Origin of the sequence: Novosphingobium sp. PC22D (genome assembly GCF_002556635.1) — a bacterium.
GTDB lineage: Bacteria > Pseudomonadota > Alphaproteobacteria > Sphingomonadales > Sphingomonadaceae > Novosphingobium.
Genome location: NZ_MWMO01000006.1, coordinates 162031 through 183627, shown reverse-complemented (window position 1 = coordinate 183627; position 21597 = coordinate 162031). Strand labels below are relative to the sequence as shown.

Below are 21597 nucleotides of genomic sequence, written 5' to 3'. Positions count from 1 at the left end.
AATAGGGTTGATCCACTCGACTAGACGCATTTGGGAAGAGGCCGATCGCAGTAGCAACCAAGTCAAGCTTCATACTTCGCGGTGCGCCTGACCGGCGTCGATGAACCTACGTCAGCTTAGGCCTGCATAGATTCGATAGGAGCCATTCCGGATCGTCTGAAATGCAAACCCCTCGCCCCATCGGAATTCTCCAAAGCCTTCTCTGCAAATGAAGAGGCGGAACGCCGGGCGGGGGGTGCGCCGACGTTCCGCCTCGGGCCGCGTGGGGCGGGTGCGGCCTTTGCATGGGGACGGGGACCCGCAGTTGGGTCCCCGTCCTTTCGGAGGAGCGGTTAACGCTTAAGCGTCGACCATCGGCGGCAGGGTGCCTTCGTCTTCGCTGGTGCCGCTGTCCTTGGCGCTGCCACGACCGCGCTTCGCCGGGGGCGTCGCGGTGCTGTCGCCGAGACCGTCGCCGGAGCTGTCGGCATCGGAACCGGCATCATCGCCAGCGAACATGTCGCCTTCGCCGTATTCGGCGGTGCCGAGCTGGTTATTGCGGCGACGCGGGCGCTGCCAGGCGACCGCCATGGTGCCGTCCTCGCGAGGGAACACGGCGATGTAGAGCGGCTGCGTCATCGACGGATCGTCGATCTTGCCCTGGTAGAAGATCTCGCCGGTCGCGTTCGAGGCAAGTTCGAACAGGGCGCCGACGATGACCCAGCGACGCTGGTCGTTGAGCGCGACGATTTCGTACTTGGGCGCGCGCGGGTTGGTGGAGCTCACCGGCCGCAGGCCGATGGTGCGGGTGATGGTGAGCGTTTCGACGGAGCCGATCAGCTGGCCATTCGCGTTCTTGCGGATTTCACCGATATTCATGGGGACGTTCTCCTTGAAGGATTGATTGCGACCGGACCCCTTGTCCGATCACCCTTCTTCCATCCCCCTTCCCTCCCGGCCGTCAGGCCGAGACCTGCGGGCCTTGCCCGCAGCACTTCCTGGGAGAGGCACGGAGAGATCACCGGGAACCGCCCCGCCCTGCCCCCAGCAATCCGGCAATCAGCGTGCTGATTGGCCGGGTCTGATCGTGAGGGTTGCGGAGCCGGTCGATCTCGAGGCGCGAAGCAAGCCCCTCGGGCACCTCGGCATAGTCCCGGACGATCGACAGCAACGCGGAAGCGCTCGGGATTTCCCGGAAGGTGGTGCCGCGCCACAGGCGCACGTCGGGATCGGGCTCGCCGTCACTTGCGGCGAACATGGTGACGAAGAAGGTATCGAGCCCGGGGTCCCAGCCCAGGGCAACCTCGAAGAGGTCGGCGTGGTGGGAAAGCGGCTTGAGCGAATAGCGCGACATCCGGATCAGTAATCGGTTGCGAGCATCACTGTGACCACACGGTAGCTGGTCTGCGCATCCCACGGTGTTTCGGCACCCCACTGGAACGTGCCGTCGTTCTCATAGACATCGACTTTCCAGAAGATCTTGCGATCGAGGAAGGTCACGACGCCGAAGTCCCTCTCGCCGTTGGGGTCGTTGCCAGGGTCGATCGGGGTTTCACGAACGAGGCGAAGCAGGGCGGCCTGGTTCTGGAACTGGCGCACCTGTGCGACGGCGGGATCGTCCGCGTCGCCGGCAAGCAGGTCGACGAGATTGCGGGTGAACACCATGCGGGAGTTCGCAAGCGTTCCGGCGCGCGCGGCATCGTTGAGTCGGGCGATCTCTTCGGCGCGGGACTGTTCGGCGGAAAGGCAGGATGCCTGGGCAGGCTGGGCCATTGAAAAATGCTCCTCTTGCGATTGATCGCACAGCCCGATCCCCCTCCCCTCCTTGCCGGCGCTTGCCGGGTCAGGCGGGAACGGGCTCGTCATCGTTGCTGGAGATGACGACGCGGGTGACAATGCGCGCAGGCGAAGCGCGGCTTGCGAGGACAACGCGGAACGGCTGCAGGGGATTGCCGGTCTTCACCACGGCTGTGTCGGCAGCCATGCGTTCGGCGACCTGGCTCGCGACACGGTTGGCGTTCTCGATACTGCACAGCCGCGCGCGCTTGGGCGAGCGGGTGGTCACGGCGGGTTCGCTCATGACACGTAAGGATCTGCTGGAGGCGGGACGATAGTCCAGGCACGGCTCATCAGGTTCGTGATCCGCACGCCCACGCCATCACTCATGCGGCACAGCCGCGTCTTCTTGCCTGAAGCAACCACGCGGAATGTTCGTTCGCTGTGTCCATCGGTGAACGTCAGTGCTTCTGCGAGTACCAGCGTGTCGCCAGGCCGGGGCTTGCGGCGCGAGGTCAGCGCCAGACGCTGGCGGCAATGCTCGCGCCACTGCGCGGCGTGTTCGTTCCGTGGCGGATCGAGCAGATCGAGGATCGAGGCCGGACAGTCGTACCGATAAGGGCCCATGGATTCTTCCATGTCCTTGTAGGCGAAGACGTAACCGTCACGCGCCTTCGGGTTCCAGCGGATGAGGCAGATCGCCGCGAAGACGAGTGAGGTGCCATCGGCCTCATAGCTCTGGCAGGCAGCATACCATGCGCCCGAACGGACCGAGGACTTGAGGACCCGCAGACCCGTGGTCCGCCCCTTGTCCAGGTCAGGCGGGAATGTGAACTGGGCATCGAGATATGCCTTGGGCGTGGCATGGGGCGCCATGCCCGATGCGGTCATCGAGAGCCAACCCATCGGGGCCTCCTATACGAGTTCGGTTTGTCGGGGTTCGAGTTCGAGGCGGGTCTCGCGAACCACGGTCGCGCGGAAGCGGACCGGATCGGCCAGCACCGCGACGTCGCAATAATGGTTGCGCTCGCCGATATAGTCCTGCCGTCCCTTGCAGCGGCGGAACATCACCTCACGGCCTGCGCCCATGCAGTAGAGCGCGACCTGGACATAGATTGTGTCGGCGTGAAGCGTGATCTCGCCCGAGACGGCGATGCCGCCCGGATTGGCGCGCAGATCATAATCGTCGGGACCAAGCCCCAGCTGCCGTGCGGCAATCCTGAGCGCCGAACGGGCTTCGCGCTGGAACACGCGTTTGGCTTCCGGGTCGTAGCCCACGCCCCGCCGGGCGAGCGCCACCAGCGCGGGCTTCGACTTCAGCTCGTCGATCCGCTCGATGCACTGGCGGCGCAGCGGCGCATCTTCGGCGAAGGTCGCATCGGGCGCGTGCCCAAGCGCAATGCGACCGACATGGCGGGCAAGCAGAATGGTCGCCGGATCACGCGCCGGGTCAATCCCGGCATTGCGCGCGTCCTGCATTGCATCGATCACTGCCTGGGTCGCGGTCGGTATCGTTGCCAGCCCATCGGGCTGGAGCGCCCGGCGGTAGCGGAAATCGAGATCGTAGTTCATCGCATGGCTCCCTTGCGCCGGAAAGGCGCATGGGTTGCCCACCCCCTCTCCTTCCCGCTCGCCGTGCGAGCGAAGCTGGTGAGAGGAGCGATGTGCTCGCTGCGCTCAGGCCGCCTTGCGCTCGGGTTCGGCAAGCGCGGGATCGAACTGGCGCAGCCACTGGACCGCCTGCTCGGCCTTGGCCGCGGCGTGGAGGATCGCGGTCTTGTCGCCGCGCATGATCCTGACCCAGTGATCGATGTATGAAGCGTGGCTGTCGTGCAGCTCGTTCGGCAGGCCGTATTCGGCGCAAAGGATCGCCTGCGCCAGGCTCGCCACAACTTCCTCGAAAGCATACGCCTGATCGCCGAAGCGCTTGCCGAACTGGCGATTGAGCCGCTTGGCGTGGCCTGAGGCGTGAGATAGCTCATGGCATCGGGTCGAGAAATACGCCTCGATCGAATGGAACGCCTGTGGCTGCGGCAGCGTCACCGTGTCGGTCGCAGGCGTGTAATGCGCGCTGCCGCCTCCATGGACGACCCGGATCGGAATTGCATCGAGGAAGTCACGCACGCCGGCAGACAGTTCGCCGATGGCTTTGGGGTCCGGTGGCTCCGGGTAGTAATGCGCGGGCAAACTATCGATCTGGCTCGCATTGAACACGTGGTTCCACTTCATGAACCTGATGGTCTTTTCGGTGGTCTCGCCGGTCTGCCGGTCGGTGTCCGTCTTGTGAGCGGTGCTGTAGAAGACGCTGTAGGAACCGCTCTCGCCCTTCCGAACCTGCCCGCCAAGTTCGGCGGCTTGTCTATATGTCATCCAGTAGGGACTGGCGTAACCGCAAGCCTCGGCCACCGCCCATAGGAAAAACGTGTTGATCCCCGTGTAGGGAACCCCGTTGTGGCGCAGTGGGCGGGTACTGGTCGCCGACCAGGGCTTGAGCCAAGGCGCGGTGCCCGCGGCGATCTTCTCGAGGATTAGGTCGGTGATGACCTGCGCGACATCGGGCCGGGGTTTGCGGGTCATGGCCGTGCCTCCCCGGCAGTGGCAAGCAGTTTGAGGTCGGTCCCTTCGCCTGACCATGTAAGCTGCAGCGTGCGCCCTTTGGGTATCCGCCAGGCCACGCGGTCGGCAAAGGCCATGCGGATTCCGGCGAGGGTTGCGGCGTCCTCGCCTTCAAGAATGCCATGCGCGCGCACGGCAGCATCGTGACGGAAGCGTGTTTCCTGAGTGTCGTAGCTGTCCGCATCGGAGTCGTCCGAAGGGCTGAATGCCGCATCGATGATGAGTTCGGTAAGATCGCCCGGGTCGAGCGAGGATGTGCAGGTGAGCGCGATCCGCGTATAGTCGGGATCGCTCCAGGCATCGTCGTTTTCGAGGATGGCAAAGTCGCTCGGCACCGCAAGACGGCGGTCATGCTGATCGGCAAGCTCGAGCGTGATCCTGTCGGGACGGAAGGTCAGCCCGTCATCGTCCGAGCGGGTCTGGAAGCCATCGTCCTGGCTGAAGGACTCCCCGGTGCGGATGTAGCACGAAAGCGCATCGTACCAGTGATAGCCGGCGAACTGGCGCAGGGGCGTGTAGAAGGTCAGCGGCTGGGCGCCCGCCAGACAATGCGGCTCGCCGTCGACACCGCCGCGCGAGAAGGCGAGCGCGCGTTCAAAGGTGACCGAATCGTAGGAGTCCGCTTCGTCGTAGATCGCCGCATTGGCCGCGAGCGGCTCGAACTTCGGAATATCGCGATAGGTGTCACGCGCATGGACCGTGTGCAGCGGCGGCAACTCGCGGGAGGCTTCGGGATAGTCTTCGTCGTTGACCTTCGCTTCCAGCCAGTCCTCGAAACTGAGACGATGGAAGGGCTCGGCGCGGATGGTTGCGAAGATCGCCTCGCGGCACTGGGTCACAAGGCGTTCGAGCGCGGCGTTGCGGTAGATTTCCTTGCGCGCGGGCAGCACCAGCACGAGGTCGGGTGCATCGAGAATATCGACCCGGGCGCTCCACTGCGCGTGATGGACCTCCTTAATCTGTGGCAGTACGTGGATCAGCGTCACACCGTGGAAATTGACCGTCGGCATTTGGCCTACATGGCGTTGCCGGAACACACCGATCCGCACACGGTCGCGCTCGATGACCGAATGCGCGCCTTCAAGGAAGTCCGCGCTTGGCAGGCCCTCGCCGTTGTAGCTGACAGGCAGCGGATAGAATCGTGCAGCTGCGGCTACTGCGCGTTCGAGCTTGCCATCGGGGAACGCTGCGAAGTGGAACGCGATCTGCGTTCCGGGCGGGCCATCCCAGGGCAGGACATCTATGTCTGCCTCGCCGGTCCAGGCGTCGCCTGATATGGCCAGCGAGAAGGCGCCCGCTGCGCTGGTAGAACTGACCACCGTGTCCAGCCCTGCCAGGCTGAAGAAGCCCATGCCGGCCGGATCCTCACGGGTCTGGCATTCATCCGACCAGTCTGACTGGCCGAGTGAGACGAGATCGGCAGGATTGGCGATGCCGGCCCCGTCATCGGTGACGGTGATAATGCAGGCGTCGCCGATATGCTCGGTGGTGACGGCAACAAAAGTGGCACCGGCGCGGCGGGCATTCTGGAACAGCTCGTTGAAGATGTCGTCGAGGGTTCCGTTGAATATGCGAGTAACCTTGGAAATCACTTGCGGCGAAACGCGTGCCCGCAGCTTTGTCTGAATGGTCATGGGAAGAAGTCCTGTTGTGGCGCGACAGGCATGACGCCGCAGGCCCCGAAAGGCCTGCGGCGGCGTTGCGTGAAGGGATGGGATCAGGCGTCGACGGTCTCGCGCGGCGCGGCTGCGTCGGGTTCGCCGTGGTCTTCCGAAGCGGCGTCTGGTGCCGCTTCCGGCTCAGTGGGATCGGACACATCGTCCTGCGGTTTGGCTTCGCCATCTTCGGGCTCCGCCTCCCCTTCCTCGGATTCTCCGAGCACCCGGAAGCGCATCGCTTCGGGCACCCAGGCCAGCGCCGCCTGCTTGACCTCGGGCGCGACGATGGTCTCACCGGCGAACAGCTTCTCGCAGGATGCCGATAGGTCGCCCTTCTTCGCGCCCATGAAGCTTGCGGCCATGGTCGGCCCGCCCACTTCGGTGACGTGCGCGAGCAGTGTCTGCTTGCTCACCCGGTCAAAGTAGTTGGCCGAGGTGGGCCGCCAGTGATTGGCAACGTTGATCTCCATCAGCGATGCCAGGTGATCATGGAGTTCGATCGGTTCGGGGCCGGACTGACCGGGTTTGCGCGCCACGCCCATGCTCGCTTCGAGCGTGCGGGCAACGCACCAGGCCAGCCATGCGGCCTTGGCTTCGTCATCGAGCGCGCTGAATGCGGTGAACCTCTCGACGGTACGCTCGTGTTCGGTCCAGGCGGTATCGAGCGTCTCACGCATGTCAGCCATCAGCGTGTGCGCGGGGGACTCCGGATAGCTGGCAAGGTAGAGCGAGGGCGAAGGCGCGCGGATCGTGGTGCCGAGCGCCTGTGCGCCGTAGGTCAGCCCGGCATCGGCAATCGCGAAGATCATGTAGTCGAGCGCGATCGCCGGGTTGGCGGCGAGGTTGACCGAGAGGATATCGCGGCGCTGCACGGCTAGCTCCTCGACCAGCTTCTGCGACAGCGGCTTGGGGGCCGATCCGGCATCGCCGCTCTCGCCGGGCGAACCGCCGTCGCCAGTGGCATCGCTGCCGCGCGCCTTGCGCTTTTCGAGCGGCTTGTCGCTGTAGAGGCCGTGGGCGATGGCGGGGTCGCCATTCTCGCGCACGATGACGAAGCAGCCGAGATTGGCCTTCATCTCCTCGGGGATCACCGGGGGTTTGTCGTGAAGAGCATCGTATGCTTCGGTCGCTGCTTCCCAGCGTGACTGGAAGTCTGCAGCCGCGGTCTCGTCGTCTTCGTCGAGTCCCTCGCTTTCGGCTTCGAGGGCGGAGATCGTCTCGAGCAGGCGGTCGGCTTCGGCCTGTTCTTCTTCGGTCAGCGGTGCGGGTTCGAGATGGACCTGGTGGAGATCTTCGGTCGCCGCGTAAGGGACCCGGCTTTCAAGTACTGGCCGCACCCAGGCATAGCCCGAGGTCTCGGCGACCTCAGTGGCAAAGGCCTGGAGTTTCTCGCCGGCGATGCGTTGGGCAATCTCGGCATCGATCCAGGTCTCGTTCGAATCCTCGGTGAAGAGGTCGCGTTCGATCCGGCCACCGGCAGCGAGGTATTCGGTTTCGCCAGCCAGCCTTGCCATTGGCGAGGACGAGCGCACCGCGCTGTGGGTGATCATGCGCCGGATCGAATCGGGCTGGTTGCCCTGCCAGGAATCGGCCAGTTCGTTCCACACCATCATCTGGCGCTCGTGATTGGGCGTAGTCGCGTAGGCCTTGGCGACATCGAGCGTGATCTGGCCTTCCTCGAGCGCAGCGAAGATCGGATCGGCAAGGTCAGCCAGGCGCAGACGGCCTTCGATGAACCGGCGGGTCCGGCCGAACCGCTTGGCGATCGCGTCGAGGTCGCTGCCCTCGTTGACGAAGTGTTTGTAGGCGCGGATCTCGTCGGTCGGGGTCATATCGAGGCGGATGACGTTCTCGATCAGCGAGAGTTCGGATTGCTCGGCGCTGTCGGTGTCGATGACCTTGCACGGAACTTCGTGGGTCTTGGCCACTTTGCCCGCTTCGAGGAGCGCGTTCAGCGCGCGGAGCCGCCGACCGCCGGCGGTGACGTCGAAGAACCCGCGCCTTTTGGCGGGCACCACGATCAGGTTCTGCAGCAGGCCCTTGGCCTCGATGTTGGCGGCAAGCTCCTCGATGAAGAGGTTGCTGTCGTTCTTGCGGACATTTGCCTCGGACAAGCGCAGCTTGCCGAGCGGGATCATCTGGATATCGTTCACGGGAGGGCTCCTCATGGCCGGAATGGATCGAGCCGAACGGCTCAACCCCTTCAATCCCCCTCCCCTTTCGACACTTCAGGAACGAAATGGACGCCCGGGTGGAAGCAACGCGGGCGGTGCAGGTGATTTTCAGGTTGTGCGGTGGATAGCCCCCGATAGCGCAGTCGTCACATCGTCAGGGAAGTTCGAAAAGCCGGAAGGTCCCGTCCGGGAAGACCTCAAGGACATGATTGACCATCACATCTGCAGGGACCCCGCATTTTGTGAGGTATCCAAGGGCTTCCTGCAAAAGGCGAAGGGCCTCATCTCGGCGAACGCTAGGCAGGATGATAAGACCGGGGTGTATCTCCTCGCGTGACACCAGCTTGCGGAAATCGATGGCGTTCTCGGTGACGATGACCCGCTCTTCGGCAAGGCAGCGGGAAAGGACAACGTGATCAGGCTCGCCGAGGCGGCCCATGTCTCTTGGATGCATTGCACTATGCTCGCCCGTTTCGTTGAGAACGCGGGCGAGCAGTGGAGACAGGCACTCGTCGATAAAAAGGTTCAAGCCGCTTTCGCCCAGGGCCGCCCGCCGGGCCGCCCCACCAGCGGATGGGTCCGGGCATAGAGCGCGGCAGTCTCAATTGCCTCGCGGCTCAGGTGTTGATTGTCATCGAGAATATCCTCGACGCTATCACCCCCTTCGAGCCTGCCAAGAACCGAATAGACTGTCATGCGCGTGCCGCGCAGCACCGGAGTGCCGCCCATGATTTCTGGGTCGGTGACAATGTGGTCTTCGCGCGCCTTGCTGTAGCGCTCGGCACGTTCGGCGAGATCGGAACCGACGAGCGCGGGAATATCGACGACGACTGCGGGCGCGATTTCGAGCGGCTCGCTCGTCATGCTCGCCACCGGACGTTCGGAGAGCCTGCGAACAAGATCGCGCTTGGTGGCAAGCGAAAGCGTGACCGGCAGGCGCGTGACAATCGCCGCGTAGGGCACCGCGTGGAGCGGCAGCATACGCCGCCGCCCGCGTGCCTTAGCGCGAACCCCGGCAAGGACCCGCTCTTCGATCGCCTTGTCAACAGACCGCACGGATACATCGGCAAGAGCCGCCACTTCCCGGGAAGAAAACTGGCCAGTCATTTAATTACTCCCTAGCTAGGGGATAGATATATGCATTAGGCGAAGTTTGCAAGGGGCAAGGACGCAGGGCTTTGCTTTGGTCGTGGCCATTTCAGCAAGGAGGTTCCCCACCCAATCGGCCAACGACAGCCGCCAGCACCGCCTCCGCCTTCTCTAACGGCACGAACACGCGCGTCTTGTAGGCGATGATCTCGGTGAAGCAGCCGATGGCCTTGAGCCCGGCGATCCGGCCGGGTTCGACATCGGCGATCTCGATCCGCCGCGCGCCGTTTACGCGTGAGGTGCGAATCGTGAAATTCTTCGGATGCGGCGCTTTCCAGCTGCAACCACCAAGGATAGCCTGAACGATCTTGCCGGGATCGACCTGGGCCTTGCGAGAAACTCCAAGCCGCTCGAGCGTGGCATCGACGAACAGGTCGTGGACGTGGCGGCCGAGCCAGGAGGCGCCGGTCTGATCGACGATGCGGTTGACCGTGAGGTCTTCCTTGGGAAGCGCCCCCCAGATCGGCAGCAGCAGGCCGGTTGCGAGAAAGACCGTCTCGGTAACCAGCTGGTTCTCGTCGGCGGCGTATTGGTCCTGCCAGCGCGCTTCGAAGTCGTCCCGGGCAATGTCTTCCCACGCGGATTCGGCGAGCCGCTCGGCGAGGATATATTCGCTGCGCAAGGGGCGGACGAGCTCGAAGCGGCGGATGTAATTGCCCTCCTCGTCCATGTGCGAGGGCGCGGAAACGCACAGCGCGACCTTGTCCGAACGCGCGTTGTGCAGGAACCGCGGTTTGTCGTGGTGCGCCGCGATCGCCATGACGCGTTCGAGCGAGGTGAGCTTGCGGCGCTGGGTGAGCGAGAGTTCAAGCAGGTGCGAAGTCGCCCCGGTGACCGGATCGGTACGGATCACCGTGTCGGACAGGACCCCGCAGCCTTCGACCGCGATGGACTCGACGCCGATGTCGAAGGTACCCGCCTCGCGGGCCGCAGCGACCCGGGTTTCGACAAGGGTGAGAAACTCGTCGAAGATCGCATTCTGCACTGCGATCTTCATCGCGAGGATGCGGTTAAGCCAGCGCTGGATCGGCGGCAGGTCTTCGCGCAGCACGCCGTCGCGGTCGGTCAATTCGAGCCCGCTGATTGTCTCGAACTCCTGCAGGCTGGTGCTCTTGAGCTTGCCCGTGGCGAGGAGGCCATACCAGTCGTGCAAGGCGTGCTTGGCGTAGATGCTTTCGAGGTTGTCGGAAGCATCGAACATGCCCTGCCCTCCGGTCTGTCGCTGACCGCGCGTCAGCGCGCCAAGCGCGTCGAGGCGCCTGGCGATGGTGCTGGTAAACCGCGCCTCGCCCTTGCAGTCGGTGGTGACCGGGCGGAACAGCGGCGGACAGGCCTGATGAGTACGATGCGTGCGCCCGAGACCCTGGATCGCCCGGTCTGCGCGCCATCCCGGTTCAAGCAGGAAGTGGACACGGCGCTGCTGATTCTTGACGTCAAGACTGGCGTGATAGCTGCGCCCGGTGCCGCCAGCGTCGGAGAACACGAGGATGCGCTTGGCTCCGGTCATGAATGCACTGGTCTCGGCAAGGTTGGTGCGCGGCGAGCGGCTTTCGAGGCGCTGCTGACCGGAGCCGTCGCGAACCAGACGTTTGCTGCGCCCGGTTACTTCGGCGACCGCCGTGACGCCGTAGTGCTCAAGCAAGGCATCAAGCGCGGTCGGGATCGGCGGCATGGCGCAGATATATTCGAGCAGTTCGTCGCGTTTCGCCTCGGCCTCAGGATTGATGACGAGGTTGCCAGCGTCGTCATACATCGGGCGTGAGCGAACATCGCCGAGTTCGTCCACATATTCCTCCATCTGCCGGGTCGGAAAGGCGCGGTTCAAATAATCGCAAATCGCCTCCCTCGGAGACAAATCGAGGTCGAGGGCTTCGCGGTCGTCAGGATCGAGTTCGTTCAGCCGCCGGTTGAGGATCGATTCCGCCGTGCTGACCAGCTGCACGACCACGCTCTCATCCTGTGCCAGATGCTCGTCGATCGCAGGATAGATCGAAGGCAGCTTCATCGAGAGCAGCACCTGGCTGAAGAAGCGCTGCTTGGTGCCTTCGAACCGGCTGCGCGCCGCCGCCTTGGCGCCGCTGTTCAAGGTGCGGTCTTCGAGCCCATCGACAATTCCGGTGAGTTCGAGCGCGACTTCGAGATTCTGGTGAATGATCGTCCAGGCTTGCGAATAGGTATCGTATATCGCGATCTGCTCGGGGGTGAGTTCGTGGCGCAGGATGTCGTATTCGATGCCAGCAAAGCTCAGTGCCCGGGCCAAATAAAGCCCCGAAGCCTTGAGGTCGCGCGCCACCAGCTCCATTGCAGCAATGCCGCCGTCGCGAATCTCGCTGATGAATTGCTCGCGGGTGGCAAAGGCCGTCCCCGGCCCCCACAGGCCGAGCCGCACGGCATAGGCAAGGTTGTTGACGTCCGAAGCGCCGGTCGCCGAAGCGTAGAGCACGCGGGCGCGCGGCAGGATGTTTTGCAGCAGCACTCCGGCGATCCCCTGGAGCGAGCCCTCCTTCTGGCCAAGCGCCCCTTCCCCACCGGCAACGCCGCCCATTTCATGGGCCTCGTCGAAGACGATCACGCCTTCGAAGTCCGCCCCTGCCCAGTGCACGATCTGGTCAAGACGCGTGTCCTCGACGCGCGATGAGCGCAGCGTACCATAAGGCACGAACAGGATACCTTCGGGCGCGGTGATTTCTTTGCCGATCTTCCAGCGCGAGATGTCGAGGATGTCGGCAGGCAGCCCGCCGATCGCCGACCAGTCGCGCTGCGCGTCCTCGAGCAAGGGTGCATTCTTCGAAATCCAGATATGACGGCGATTGCCCTTGAGCCACTGATCGAGAATGCAGGCTGCCGCTTGCCTGCCCTTCCCCGCCCCGGTGCCATCGCCGAGGAAGAAACCAGTGCGATAGAGCTGGCCGTCGGGATCTTCCTTGAGCGCCACCTCGCCGGCGGGATGGCTGAACCGGCCCTGCAGGTCGCGCGACCAGGCCTCGCCTGCATAGATCACGGTTTCGAGTTGGGCTGCCGAAAGCAAGCGCGCTGTGACCGTTCGTTCGGGCAACTGCGGCACATATCGGGGCTTTGGCGCGGCGATCGAGGCCATGGCAGCAGATTCGACGAGATGGGTGGGGTGTTCGCCCGCTTCGGGAAGCACGATGCGAGAGGGCCGGTAATCGGCATAGACCCCGCGCTGCTCGCCCATCGGCGCTGGGTCGCCCAGCACCTCGTAGGCGACTGGCCTCACTTCGTTGGTCTGGGCAGCACGAATAACGACGGGGCGCGCCGGTCCGGACTTCACCGAACGGAAGAATCCGAGTTTGTTCGCACGGGGCACAGTGGATTGCTGAGCTTCGCGCAGCGGCATGCGCGGGGGAACCGTAGCGATCGCCGCAAGCAGCTCGCCCGCTGACTGGCGGTTGATCGTCGAGACCGCGCCATCGCCCACTACCTTGTCGATCACTAGCATACGCACCGCGATACCGGTGCCGTGTTTGGCATAGCCACCCTTGTCGAGGCGAAGCGAAAGCGCGACGCGCGCGCCTTGCAGCGTATGACGGAATGCCTCGCACCCTCGCGCGGTTGGCGCGAACCAGTCGGGCATGATCGCGACGATCCGGCCGCCGGGGCGCAGGAAGTCGAGCGCCGAGCGCAGGTGCCGGGCTGCCGTGTTCGGATCTTCGCCTCGCGACTGCGAGACTGAGAACGGTGGGTTCATGAGTATGACGCTGGGACGTTGCGCTCCGACGAGCAACGCCGTCAGCTTCGCGCAATCGTGGCGGGTAACCGGAACGCCCGGGAACAGGCCTTCGAGCAGGTCGGCTCGGGTCGGTTCGAGCTCGTTGAGCAGAAGCCTATCGACATGAGAATTGGCCAGCATCGCCAGGATGCCGGTCCCCGCGCTCGGTTCGAGCAGGACATCGTCCGGTGAAAGCTGCGCGAGGTGAACCGCGAGCATGGCCAGCGCCGGCGGGGTCGAGAACTGCTGGAAGGCGATCTGGTTCTCGCTGCGAACGGTATGGGTCGGAAGCTCGCGTGACAGGGCTTCGAGCGCGCGGATGGCAGCGAGAGCGTCACAGCCGCGGATCAGCTCCGGCACGGCGAGCACCACAGCCGCTTCAAGCGCCTCGAAACTGTCGCGTTGCTGCCAGAATCCGTCTGCGTCGGAGCCACCGCTGGCCTCGCTCATCGCTTCGCTGAGCGCAGCGCGGTCGATGGGAATGGCCAACAACAGTTTGGCGGCAAGCGTGCGGGCGGCGGAAAGGATGGCATCGGCGCGCGAGATCGTGATGGTCATGGAGCGGGTCCCCTCAAGGCAATGGGCCGGACTGGCCCATTCCTTCCGCCCCCCTCCCCTCACCGCTTCAGCAGATCGGCCCAGTCGTTCGCGGCGTGCGGAGGCCAGCGGGTCTCGATGGCAAGACCGGGGCGAGAATAGGCCACAAGGGCGCGGATCGCTGCGCGATGCCCTTCCGCATCGTTGTCGGCGAGCAGGATCAGGCGTTCGACTTGTCGCGGAATGGTGAGTTGATGAAACCGCTTGGCGCCCATGCTTGCCCAGGCCTTGATGCCGACAAGAGCGGTGAAGGCCGCCGCGGTCTCGAAGCCCTCGCATAGCCCGAGAACATTTCCATGTATGCCGTTGGTCCATGCGGATCCGATGGCTCGGCCAAGGCAGAGTTTGGCAGTACTGCTGCGAGTTCTTGGATCGAGGAATATCCGCTGGATCGCAGCAAGGTCACCGTCGCGGCGCATCCCGACCAGCAACGCCGGTTCGAATCGAGCCAAGGCCCCCTGCCCTCTCGGACACCGTGGATGGAAACGCAGGTCCTGGAGTACGCCGCCGATGCCACGAACTTGGCGGACATAGCATTCGGCCAGCGAGCCCTCGATGGGACGACCCTCGCGCCAGATTTTGAGGAAGGCGTTTCCCGACCTTGCAGGAGCTCGCTCGATCTTGGCCGGATTAAAATGCGGTATGCGTGTGATTCGGCCAATGGCCCGCAACACGTCCGAGCGGTCGCAACCTGCATGGCAAGTGACGAGAATTGCGCGATCACCCTGCCGAATCGACAGCGAAGGCGTTCGGTCGGCATGGGCCGGACAAAGACACATGGCGGTGTTCCCGGACCAGGTGCCGCCAAGTCGGCTAACCAGCGCTTTCAGCTCGGATGTGGGTCTGTTGCAAACGAGGGTCATGCAATCGAAGCACGATCCCCCTCCCCTCACCCCGCTTCAGGATCGAATCCCGGCTGGACTGAATGAGATTATGGCTATAGGAGAAAGAAAACGTTCAAGTCTATTTGCTGGGACCAAAATGCATTCAGAAGTCGAGCGCATAGCAGAAATGGCGCAAACTGGCGAACGCATGATCGAAAGACTGCGACGCCAAGCATTCCTGCCCGAATCGCGCAAGGAGCTTACCGTTCGATTCGGGATCGCAGAAGCCGCGAGCCTGCTTGGCTGTTCAACGAATCGTATCCGCATGGCCGAAGACGATGGGCGACTGCCTCCTCCCCCGCCAACAGAGAATGGGCGGCGCCCCGGATACGGGATCAATGATCTGCTTAACATGCGCGAAGTCCTTGGCGCATCTCCGGCGCGCGCTCCGCTCGATAACCCGGCGATTATTGCTGTCCAGAATTTCAAGGGCGGTGTCGGCAAATCCACGGTAACGACCCACCTTGCGCATTATTTCGCGGTCCAGGGATATCGCGTCCTCGTGGTTGATTGTGACAGCCAGGCGACGACAACGACGTTGTTCGGCTTCAATCCGCATTTCAATATCACGCGAGAGCAGACGCTCTATCCATACCTCTCAATCGATCCTACCCAGACCGACCTTCTCTATGCCGTGCAGAAGACGCCCTGGCCCAACGTTGATCTGATCCCGTCCAATCTCGAACTCTTCGACGTCGAGTATGAACTGGCCGCATCGGGTGCCGATGGTGGCAGTGTGCTAGCCTCTCGCTTCCGCAAGTTGAAACAGGGCTTGCAGGACCTCGCTAGGGATTACGATGTCGTGATCCTCGACCCGCCTCCGGCACTTGGGACCATTTCGCTCGCGGTAATGCAGGCGGCCAATTCACTGATCGTGCCGCTGGCAGCCACGACGCCAGATTTCTGCTCTACCGTGCAGTTCCTTTCGATGATGGATCAGGTGACCGGGCAACTGGCGGAAGCGGGAATCGTCGTCGATTACGATTTCGTCCGGCTCCTGTGCTCAAAGTTCGACAGCAACGATCCGAGCCACGCGATGGTAAGGCAGATCATGGAGCAGACCTTCGGCCCTGCCCTGCTCCCCGTTCCAATACTCGAAAGCGCGGAAATCAGCCATGCCGCATTGCGCATGATGACGGTTTACGAACTTGAGCGCCCAATCGGCACGGCACGAACGCACAAGCGCTGCAAAGGCAATCTCGATGAAGCCCTCGCCCAGGTCGAAGTTCTCGTGCGTAAAGGCTGGGGTGTTGCCTCACCTGCCAGCGAGCAGGAGGTGATCAATGCATAAGCCGATATCTGTTCCATGCTGCAATGTTCATGATTTGTTCGCTGCAGTGGCACTCGGCGAAGGAGCGATCTGATGGCGAAAAAGCAAAGCGACTACCTCGCCAGTCTTCTGGCTGAGGATGAGGCGGAAGCGGAAGCGCCAAAGAGCGACACGCAGGATGCAGCGATCCCCCTTCCCTCTCGCGGTGAGCCGACGCGCGCCAGTGCGCGTGCAGGCCTTTCGCTCCTCGGACGCGAGAATGCGCTGTCGCGGGTTGCAACGGGCGAAGTCCGGCAAGTCACACAACTGCTTTTGGATCCGGCGCGTGTGCGGGTCTGGGTTGGAAATGCGCGAATTCAAGCGAAGCTCACTGAGGAGAATTGCCGCGATCTCATCGATTCGATCGTAGCAGAAGGTGGGCAGAAGGTTCCCGCCGTTGTTCGCCACATCAAGGATGATCCGGCCCACGACTATGAGCTGATCGCAGGAACCCGGCGCCACTTCGCCATCTCCTGGCTTCGGGCACATTCGTACCCGGACATGAGGTTGCTCGCGCAGGTTGCCGAACTCGACGATGAGGCAGCTTTCCGCCTCGCCGATATCGAGAACAGGGCCCGCAAGGACATCTCGGACATCGAGAGGGCGCGGAACTACGCTGCAGCACTCGAATTGCACTATGGCGGCAAGGCCGTCCGCATGGCTGAGCGGCTCAATCTCTCAAAGGGCTGGCTTTCGAAGATGTTGAAAGCAGCCACGATCTCTGACGATGTGCTTGTTGCATTTGCCAACCTGCACGAGCTGACGCTCAATCCTGCTTACAAGCTGGCCGCCGCTCTTGACGACAGTGCGCGCGCGACCGCCATTCGAAAGGAGGCCAAGGCAATCGCTAGCGAGAACCAGGCGGCAGTAGACATTGGCACCCCTCCCCTCCCCGGCGCAGCAACCTTGCGTCGGCTCATGGCTGCAAATGCCGTGAAGGCTCCAGCACCGGTCGATTTGCGTATGGAGATTGCCGGACCGCACGGTAGGCCTGTGGTGGCCGTGAAGGCGGTCAACCGGCAGGGGATCACCCTGCACCTGCCGATGGCAAGCGGTGCAAGCGACGATGCTGTCGCCGAGGCAGTTCTGAAGGTTCTGGAAAGCCTTCGAGAGAACGGGATTTCGGTGAAATAGTGGACGGCGCGTCTGCTTTGGTCGGCGCAAGTGCCCGGAAGTTTCCTCGAGGAAACTTCTCGTGAGTCGCGCCCGCAAGCAAGCCGTGGGCGAGCAGTTCGATTTGTTTCTGCCGTATATCGCCGATCTCAACTTCCGCGATCAGCGGGAGATGATGGAGCGTCCGTTCTTCAGCCTGGCAAAGTCGAAGCGCATCAAGCCAATTGACTATAACAGCCCGGATGGGAAGCTGTGGGTCCATGTCAGCGCCAATCCTGATTATGGCATGGCCACGATCTGGGATGCGGACATCCTGATCTATTGCGCAAGCATGCTGGCCGACATGGCAAGGCGAGGGCAGAACGATATACCTCGTAAGCTCCATATCATGCCTTATGATTTGCTCCGGGCTATCGGGCGGCCAACGACTGGGCGAGCATATGAGCTGCTTGGCCAGGCTCTCGACAGGCTCGTATCCACAACGATCAAGACCAACATCCGCGCTGAGAATCGTCGCGAGGCAACGTTCAGCTGGCTCGATGGCTGGACGCAGCTAGTCGACGAACGCACCGAACGTTCCAAAGGCATGACGCTTGAGCTCTCGAACTGGTTCTATGAAGGCGTGCTCATGAAAGGCGGCGTGCTTGCCATCGACCGTGCCTATTTCAGCATCAGTGGCGGGCGTGAGCGCTGGCTTTACAAGGTAGCGCGCAAACATGCCGGCGGGGCAGGGGGGGGAGGCTTTGCCATCTCCATGCCGGTACTGTTCGAAAAGAGCGGCGCGGAAGGGGCCTACCGTCGGTTCAAGTTTGAGCTGCTGAAGCTTGCCGAGAAGAACGCCTTGCCAGGCTACGAATTGGTCGTCGAACAGTCCGCAAGAGGAGAACCACTCCTCCGGATGCTCCGTAACGACGCGAAAGGTGAAGGGTTGACGGTATCTGCCGAAGACATCGCCGAGGGTCGATCCGCGTTCGAACAGCTCGCAGGCAATGCAATGGCAGGGGAGGGCGCGACAACCGAACAGGCCGAGAAAGTTTCCTCAAGGAAACCTCCCGAGCCGGTGAAGCCTCCGAGAGATGAAGAAGAGGTTCTGGTCGACGCTCGCTCGTTGATCAAAAGCACCGTCGCCGGGCTCTCCGACGCCGCCACACGCGGCTTCATGACGGATGATACGATTGAGCTCCTCCGCCGCGAATGCCCGGGCTGGGACCTCTATAATCTGCATGCCGAGTTCGAAGCCTGGGTGAACGCTTCAGCCGAGCGAAGCCCGGTCAATTGGCAAAAAGCCTTCATAGGTTGGGTGAAGCGACATCACGAAAAGCACCGGCACGAATTGCGCGGCTGAGGCACTCGGGCCGCCGAGCGGAGCCAACGCAGCAGTGTCGATTGCCCCAGCAAACCGGTCAAATTTCAGGTCATCGCCAGTCTGCGTTCCCGAAGTGTCGTGTCGAGAGAACCTGGCGCTAAACCCGGAGTAGACCATTCAGCTCCCAAGCACCCAATTGAATCACTTTGTGACGACCTCCGGCAAAACTGATTCAAAAATTCGTGCAAGCCTGCGGCATTGCGTAGCCTTTCGACACTTCAGGAACACAAAGCAGTCTATCAACGACACTCCGGGAACCAACAACCGACACATCGGGAACAGCACTCCCGACACAACGGGAACGGATTGTCGATACAACAGGAACGGTTCGATGCGACCGACTCGCGGATTTCTGGGGCAAACGCGCCAATTCCGCGCCATCTAACCTTCTAACAGTAAGATTTAACCCCTCTAACCCATCAGAGAAGTTCAATTTCATTGATTTGATCAGTGGAAAGGCGGGAGCGGCCAGGACATACTAACAAACCACGCAAACTGCCTACCGCGTGCGATCGAGCAAACGGTCGATCTCATCCATTGCCGCATCGAACTCGGAAAGCAGAGGGGAGGGCAGGGCACTCGACTTCTCACCGCTCACTTGGCTCGCTCTTTCATGCTCGCCAGTGGCTTCCAGCAAGACCTTACCCTTGACCGTCTCGACCCGGGCCATCCCCGCATCGACCAAGGCGTCACGGACCGCATACGTGCCTCGCCGCGTAATCCCGAATGCCACACCCATCTGCTCGAGCCCCAGCGGAGCAAACCCCGCAAGCAACATCCAGACCTGCGGAGCGCGCGCCGACGAACGCAGATGGCCAAGACTGTCGTGCATGCGCATCGCCTGCCTGCGGGCGGTCTCGGCAACCTCAATCAGCCCCTGAACACTTGCTGCCAGCCTCTCGGCCATCGCGATCCGCCGCGAGCAGGAGCCAAGCTGCGGCCCAAGCGCTTCCGCGGTCACCGCACCGGGGCAGGGGAGGGGGACCCGCCAGGTGCAACAGGACGCCAACAGACGGCCCAGAAGCGCATCCAATGCCCAGAGCGGAGTGCGGATACCCGCACGCTCGATCGCGACGTCACGGCCCAGCAGCGGGAGCACAGCGGCACCGCGTTCAACCGGCGCGAACAGCGCCGATTTCCGTAGACGCCGGTTAAGCTGCTCGAGCGAGGCGAACGGCAAGGACGAGGCAGAGGGGAGGGGGCACTCGCCGATCAACGTGCGCGCGGCCTCAAGCGCCTTGGTGGGAAGCCCTGCAGCGTCATTGTCGCTGCCGTCGGCCGTAAACTTCGCGGCGGCAGATACCGTCCGGGCTGCATTGCTCAACGGCTTCCAGGGATGATGGCCCAATTCGGCGAGCAGGGTGCGGACGATGGCATGCGCGGGGCAGGCGGTGAGGGGGGTCTCCTGCGGGGCGCGACTGAGCCCTGCGAACCAGTGATCGAAGCGCATTTCGGCATCGGTGAACCCCGATTGCAGCAGCGCGGTGATCAGTGTCTTGCGGAGCAAGTGCATGCAAAACAACGTCTTTTCGTCATCTGAGAGGCCCGCGACCAGTCCGTCGAGCCGTCCCAGAACAAGCGCGCAGGACGCCTCGGCCAGCGCGGCCTCTTCGCCGGAAGCGTCGTCATCAAGAGCAAATTCTGCGAGCGGATCCATGCCTGATGTGTAGTGAAGTGCCAAACGCTGCACAAGTGCTGGGACGTCCTGCAAATGCACATGTGATAATTGCACTTATCGCATGTTGCTTATCTATAAGAAAGACGGCAGAATCACTTGGCGATGGCCCCCGAAACCGCCCTTGATGACGATGACCAGCAAACGGGCGAAGCGCTGGCGCTCTCGCGCGAACTGGCGCTTGTGGCGCGCCAGCCGGGCACTGGCCCCAGCCCGGACCTGCTTGCCGCCTATGCCCGTGCTGCCGCGCCCAACACCTTGCGCGCGTTTCGGTCCGACGTGATGGCGTTCGACGCATGGTGTCGGGGCAGGGGAGAGAAGACCGTTCCCGCCACGCCCCAAGCAATCGCCGATTGGCTTACGGTGCGGGCAGGCGAGGGGGCGGCGCCTGCCTCGCTGTCGCGTTACAAGGCCTCGGTCGCAAGGCTGCATCGCCTCTGCGGCCTTGCCGATCCCACTGCTGACGAACTGGTGCGGCTCACGCTTGCTGCGCACCGGCGCGAGAATGGGATAACCCAGAAGCAGGCACGCCCACTGCGGTTTCGGGGGGCGGTCAAGGATCCGCTCGCGGACAGCCCACGCGGGCTCAACGTCAAGGCAGTACTGGCATCGCTCGGCGAGAGTCTCACCGACCTGCGCGACAAAGCGTTGCTCAGCCTCGCCTATGACACGGGCCTTCGCGCCAGTGAGCTGGTCGCGGTGCGAGTAGATGACATAGGCGAGGCAATCGATGTTGATGCACGGCTGCTCAGGGTTCTCCGCTCGAAGGGCGACCAGGAAGGCGAGGGGGCCACTGCCTATCTGTCTCCACGGACCGTACGTGCTCTTGCAGACTGGCTCCAGGCTGCCGGGATAGGCGAGGGGCCGGTGTTCCGGCGGGTGATCGTGCGGCGCTATGCGGCCAAGCCGGCGCGCAAGGCCGGCAATTGTGCGAACCGGGGATGGAACGCACGCTGGGAGCCCGAACGGTTTGCAGCGAAAGCCGCAATGGGCGCGCGAGTCGAATACAATGTGGGGGAGGGCGCGCTCCATCCGGGATCGGTCACGCCGCTGCTGCGCGCCATGTTGCGCCGGGCATTCGAGGCTGGCGCGTTCGCCGATTTGGATGCGACGACGTTCGAAAAGCAGGTACACGAGGTCAGCGCGCACTCGACGCGTGTGGGGGTCAACCAAGACTACTTTGCGGCCGGCGAAGACCTCGCTGGGATCATGGACGCGATGCGCTGGAAAAGCCCGAGGATGCCATTGCTCTACAACCGCAACCTCGCCGCCGAACAGGGTGCGGCGGGGCGATTGCTGAAGCGCATGAACTGAGGATGGGGTTGTAAGCCGAGCCTCGATACGTGAATGTTCTGACGAGACTGGGCCGTGCCCCGGGCGATGCGATTTCGGCGGCGTTTTGGAGTCGCCGACGGTCGGCCTCTGCAGTGCGGAGCAGGGGTTAATTTTCTTCGATCCTATGCCGACAGATATCGTCTGTGCTGCCGGAGGTTCAATCTCGCAAGAGCATTGGCCGTGGAATTGCTAGCAAGTGCACATCTCGCAATCGTTTACGGAATCGTCCGGCTGGC

Annotated in this window: 18 protein-coding genes; 4 read left to right on the top strand and 14 right to left on the bottom strand. The window is 62.9% G+C overall.

Annotated features, from left to right (window positions below; all coding sequences use genetic code 11):
- Positions 1–339: 339 nt before the first annotated feature.
- From B2G71_RS11820 to B2G71_RS11760, 13 genes are all read right to left on the bottom strand, one after another.
- Entirely contained in the window at positions 340–858 is a 519-nt protein-coding gene (locus B2G71_RS11820) for a DUF736 domain-containing protein (RefSeq protein ID WP_098105965.1), read from the bottom strand.
- 139 nt (positions 859–997) lie between these two features.
- The gene (locus B2G71_RS11815; RefSeq protein WP_206049383.1) at positions 998–1333 is read right to left on the bottom strand and encodes a hypothetical protein; all 336 of its coding nucleotides are present in this window, start codon (positions 1331–1333) and stop codon (positions 998–1000) included.
- A 5-nt stretch (positions 1334–1338) separates the two neighbouring features.
- Positions 1339–1845, bottom strand: coding sequence for a DUF3768 domain-containing protein (locus tag B2G71_RS11810; RefSeq protein ID WP_240530127.1), 507 nt, complete (start codon positions 1843–1845; stop codon positions 1339–1341).
- Positions 1823–2059, bottom strand: a complete 237-nt coding sequence (locus B2G71_RS11805; protein WP_098105963.1) for a hypothetical protein — start codon at positions 2057–2059, stop codon at positions 1823–1825. Before B2G71_RS11805 ends, B2G71_RS11810 begins: the two co-directional genes overlap by 23 nt.
- Entirely contained in the window at positions 2056–2661 is a 606-nt protein-coding gene (locus B2G71_RS24505) for a hypothetical protein (protein WP_240530126.1), read from the bottom strand. The genes B2G71_RS11805 and B2G71_RS24505 overlap by 4 nt, the downstream gene beginning before the upstream one ends.
- A 9-nt stretch (positions 2662–2670) precedes the next feature.
- Positions 2671–3327 (bottom strand): hypothetical protein, encoded by a 657-nt coding sequence (locus B2G71_RS11795; RefSeq protein ID WP_098105962.1) that lies wholly within the window; start codon positions 3325–3327, stop codon positions 2671–2673.
- Between the two features lie 105 nt (positions 3328–3432).
- Positions 3433–4332: a zincin-like metallopeptidase domain-containing protein gene (locus tag B2G71_RS11790; protein WP_098105961.1), complete on the bottom strand. Its 900-nt coding sequence runs from the start codon at positions 4330–4332 to the stop codon at positions 3433–3435.
- Positions 4329–6005: an ATP-binding protein gene (locus tag B2G71_RS11785; RefSeq protein ID WP_098105960.1), complete on the bottom strand. Its 1677-nt coding sequence runs from the start codon at positions 6003–6005 to the stop codon at positions 4329–4331. Before B2G71_RS11785 ends, B2G71_RS11790 begins: the two co-directional genes overlap by 4 nt.
- 83 nt (positions 6006–6088) lie before the next feature.
- Positions 6089–8182 (bottom strand): ParB/RepB/Spo0J family partition protein, encoded by a 2094-nt coding sequence (locus B2G71_RS11780; protein WP_098105959.1) that lies wholly within the window; start codon positions 8180–8182, stop codon positions 6089–6091.
- A gap of 175 nt (positions 8183–8357) precedes the next feature.
- The gene (locus B2G71_RS11775) at positions 8358–8732 is read right to left on the bottom strand and encodes a DUF5615 family PIN-like protein (RefSeq protein WP_098105958.1); all 375 of its coding nucleotides are present in this window, start codon (positions 8730–8732) and stop codon (positions 8358–8360) included.
- A complete protein-coding gene (locus tag B2G71_RS11770; protein WP_168176347.1) occupies positions 8729–9184 on the bottom strand; it encodes a DUF433 domain-containing protein in 456 nt (151 codons plus the stop codon). Before B2G71_RS11770 ends, B2G71_RS11775 begins: the two co-directional genes overlap by 4 nt.
- A gap of 217 nt (positions 9185–9401) precedes the next feature.
- Positions 9402–13640 carry a strawberry notch family protein gene (locus B2G71_RS11765; protein ID WP_098105956.1) on the bottom strand — a complete coding sequence of 1413 codons (4239 nt, stop codon included), beginning with the start codon at positions 13638–13640 and terminating at the stop codon, positions 9402–9404.
- 59 nt (positions 13641–13699) lie between these two features.
- A complete protein-coding gene (locus B2G71_RS11760) occupies positions 13700–14542 on the bottom strand; it encodes a toprim domain-containing protein (protein WP_098105955.1) in 843 nt (280 codons plus the stop codon).
- Between the two features lie 118 nt (positions 14543–14660).
- Between B2G71_RS11760 and B2G71_RS11755 the strand changes: the two genes are divergently transcribed.
- The 3 genes from B2G71_RS11755 (at position 14661) to B2G71_RS11745 (ending at position 18330) form a co-directional block, all read left to right on the top strand.
- Positions 14661–15854 carry an AAA family ATPase gene (locus B2G71_RS11755; RefSeq protein ID WP_047824590.1) on the top strand — a complete coding sequence of 398 codons (1194 nt, stop codon included), beginning with the start codon at positions 14661–14663 and terminating at the stop codon, positions 15852–15854.
- Between the two features lie 72 nt (positions 15855–15926).
- Positions 15927–17006 (top strand): ParB/RepB/Spo0J family partition protein, encoded by a 1080-nt coding sequence (locus tag B2G71_RS11750; RefSeq protein ID WP_098105954.1) that lies wholly within the window; start codon positions 15927–15929, stop codon positions 17004–17006.
- 61 nt (positions 17007–17067) lie between these two features.
- On the top strand, positions 17068–18330 hold the full coding sequence (locus B2G71_RS11745; protein ID WP_206049381.1) for a replication initiator protein A: 1263 nt from the start codon (positions 17068–17070) through the stop codon (positions 18328–18330).
- Positions 18331–18850: 520 nt separating this feature from the next.
- Here B2G71_RS11745 and B2G71_RS11740 read toward each other — a convergent pair.
- Entirely contained in the window at positions 18851–20008 is a 1158-nt protein-coding gene (locus tag B2G71_RS11740) for a hypothetical protein (protein WP_098105953.1), read from the bottom strand.
- Positions 20009–20131: 123 nt separating this feature from the next.
- Between B2G71_RS11740 and B2G71_RS11735 the strand changes: the two genes are divergently transcribed.
- Positions 20132–21340 carry a tyrosine-type recombinase/integrase gene (locus B2G71_RS11735; protein ID WP_098106009.1) on the top strand — a complete coding sequence of 403 codons (1209 nt, stop codon included), beginning with the start codon at positions 20132–20134 and terminating at the stop codon, positions 21338–21340.
- Positions 21341–21597 lie beyond the last annotated feature (257 nt).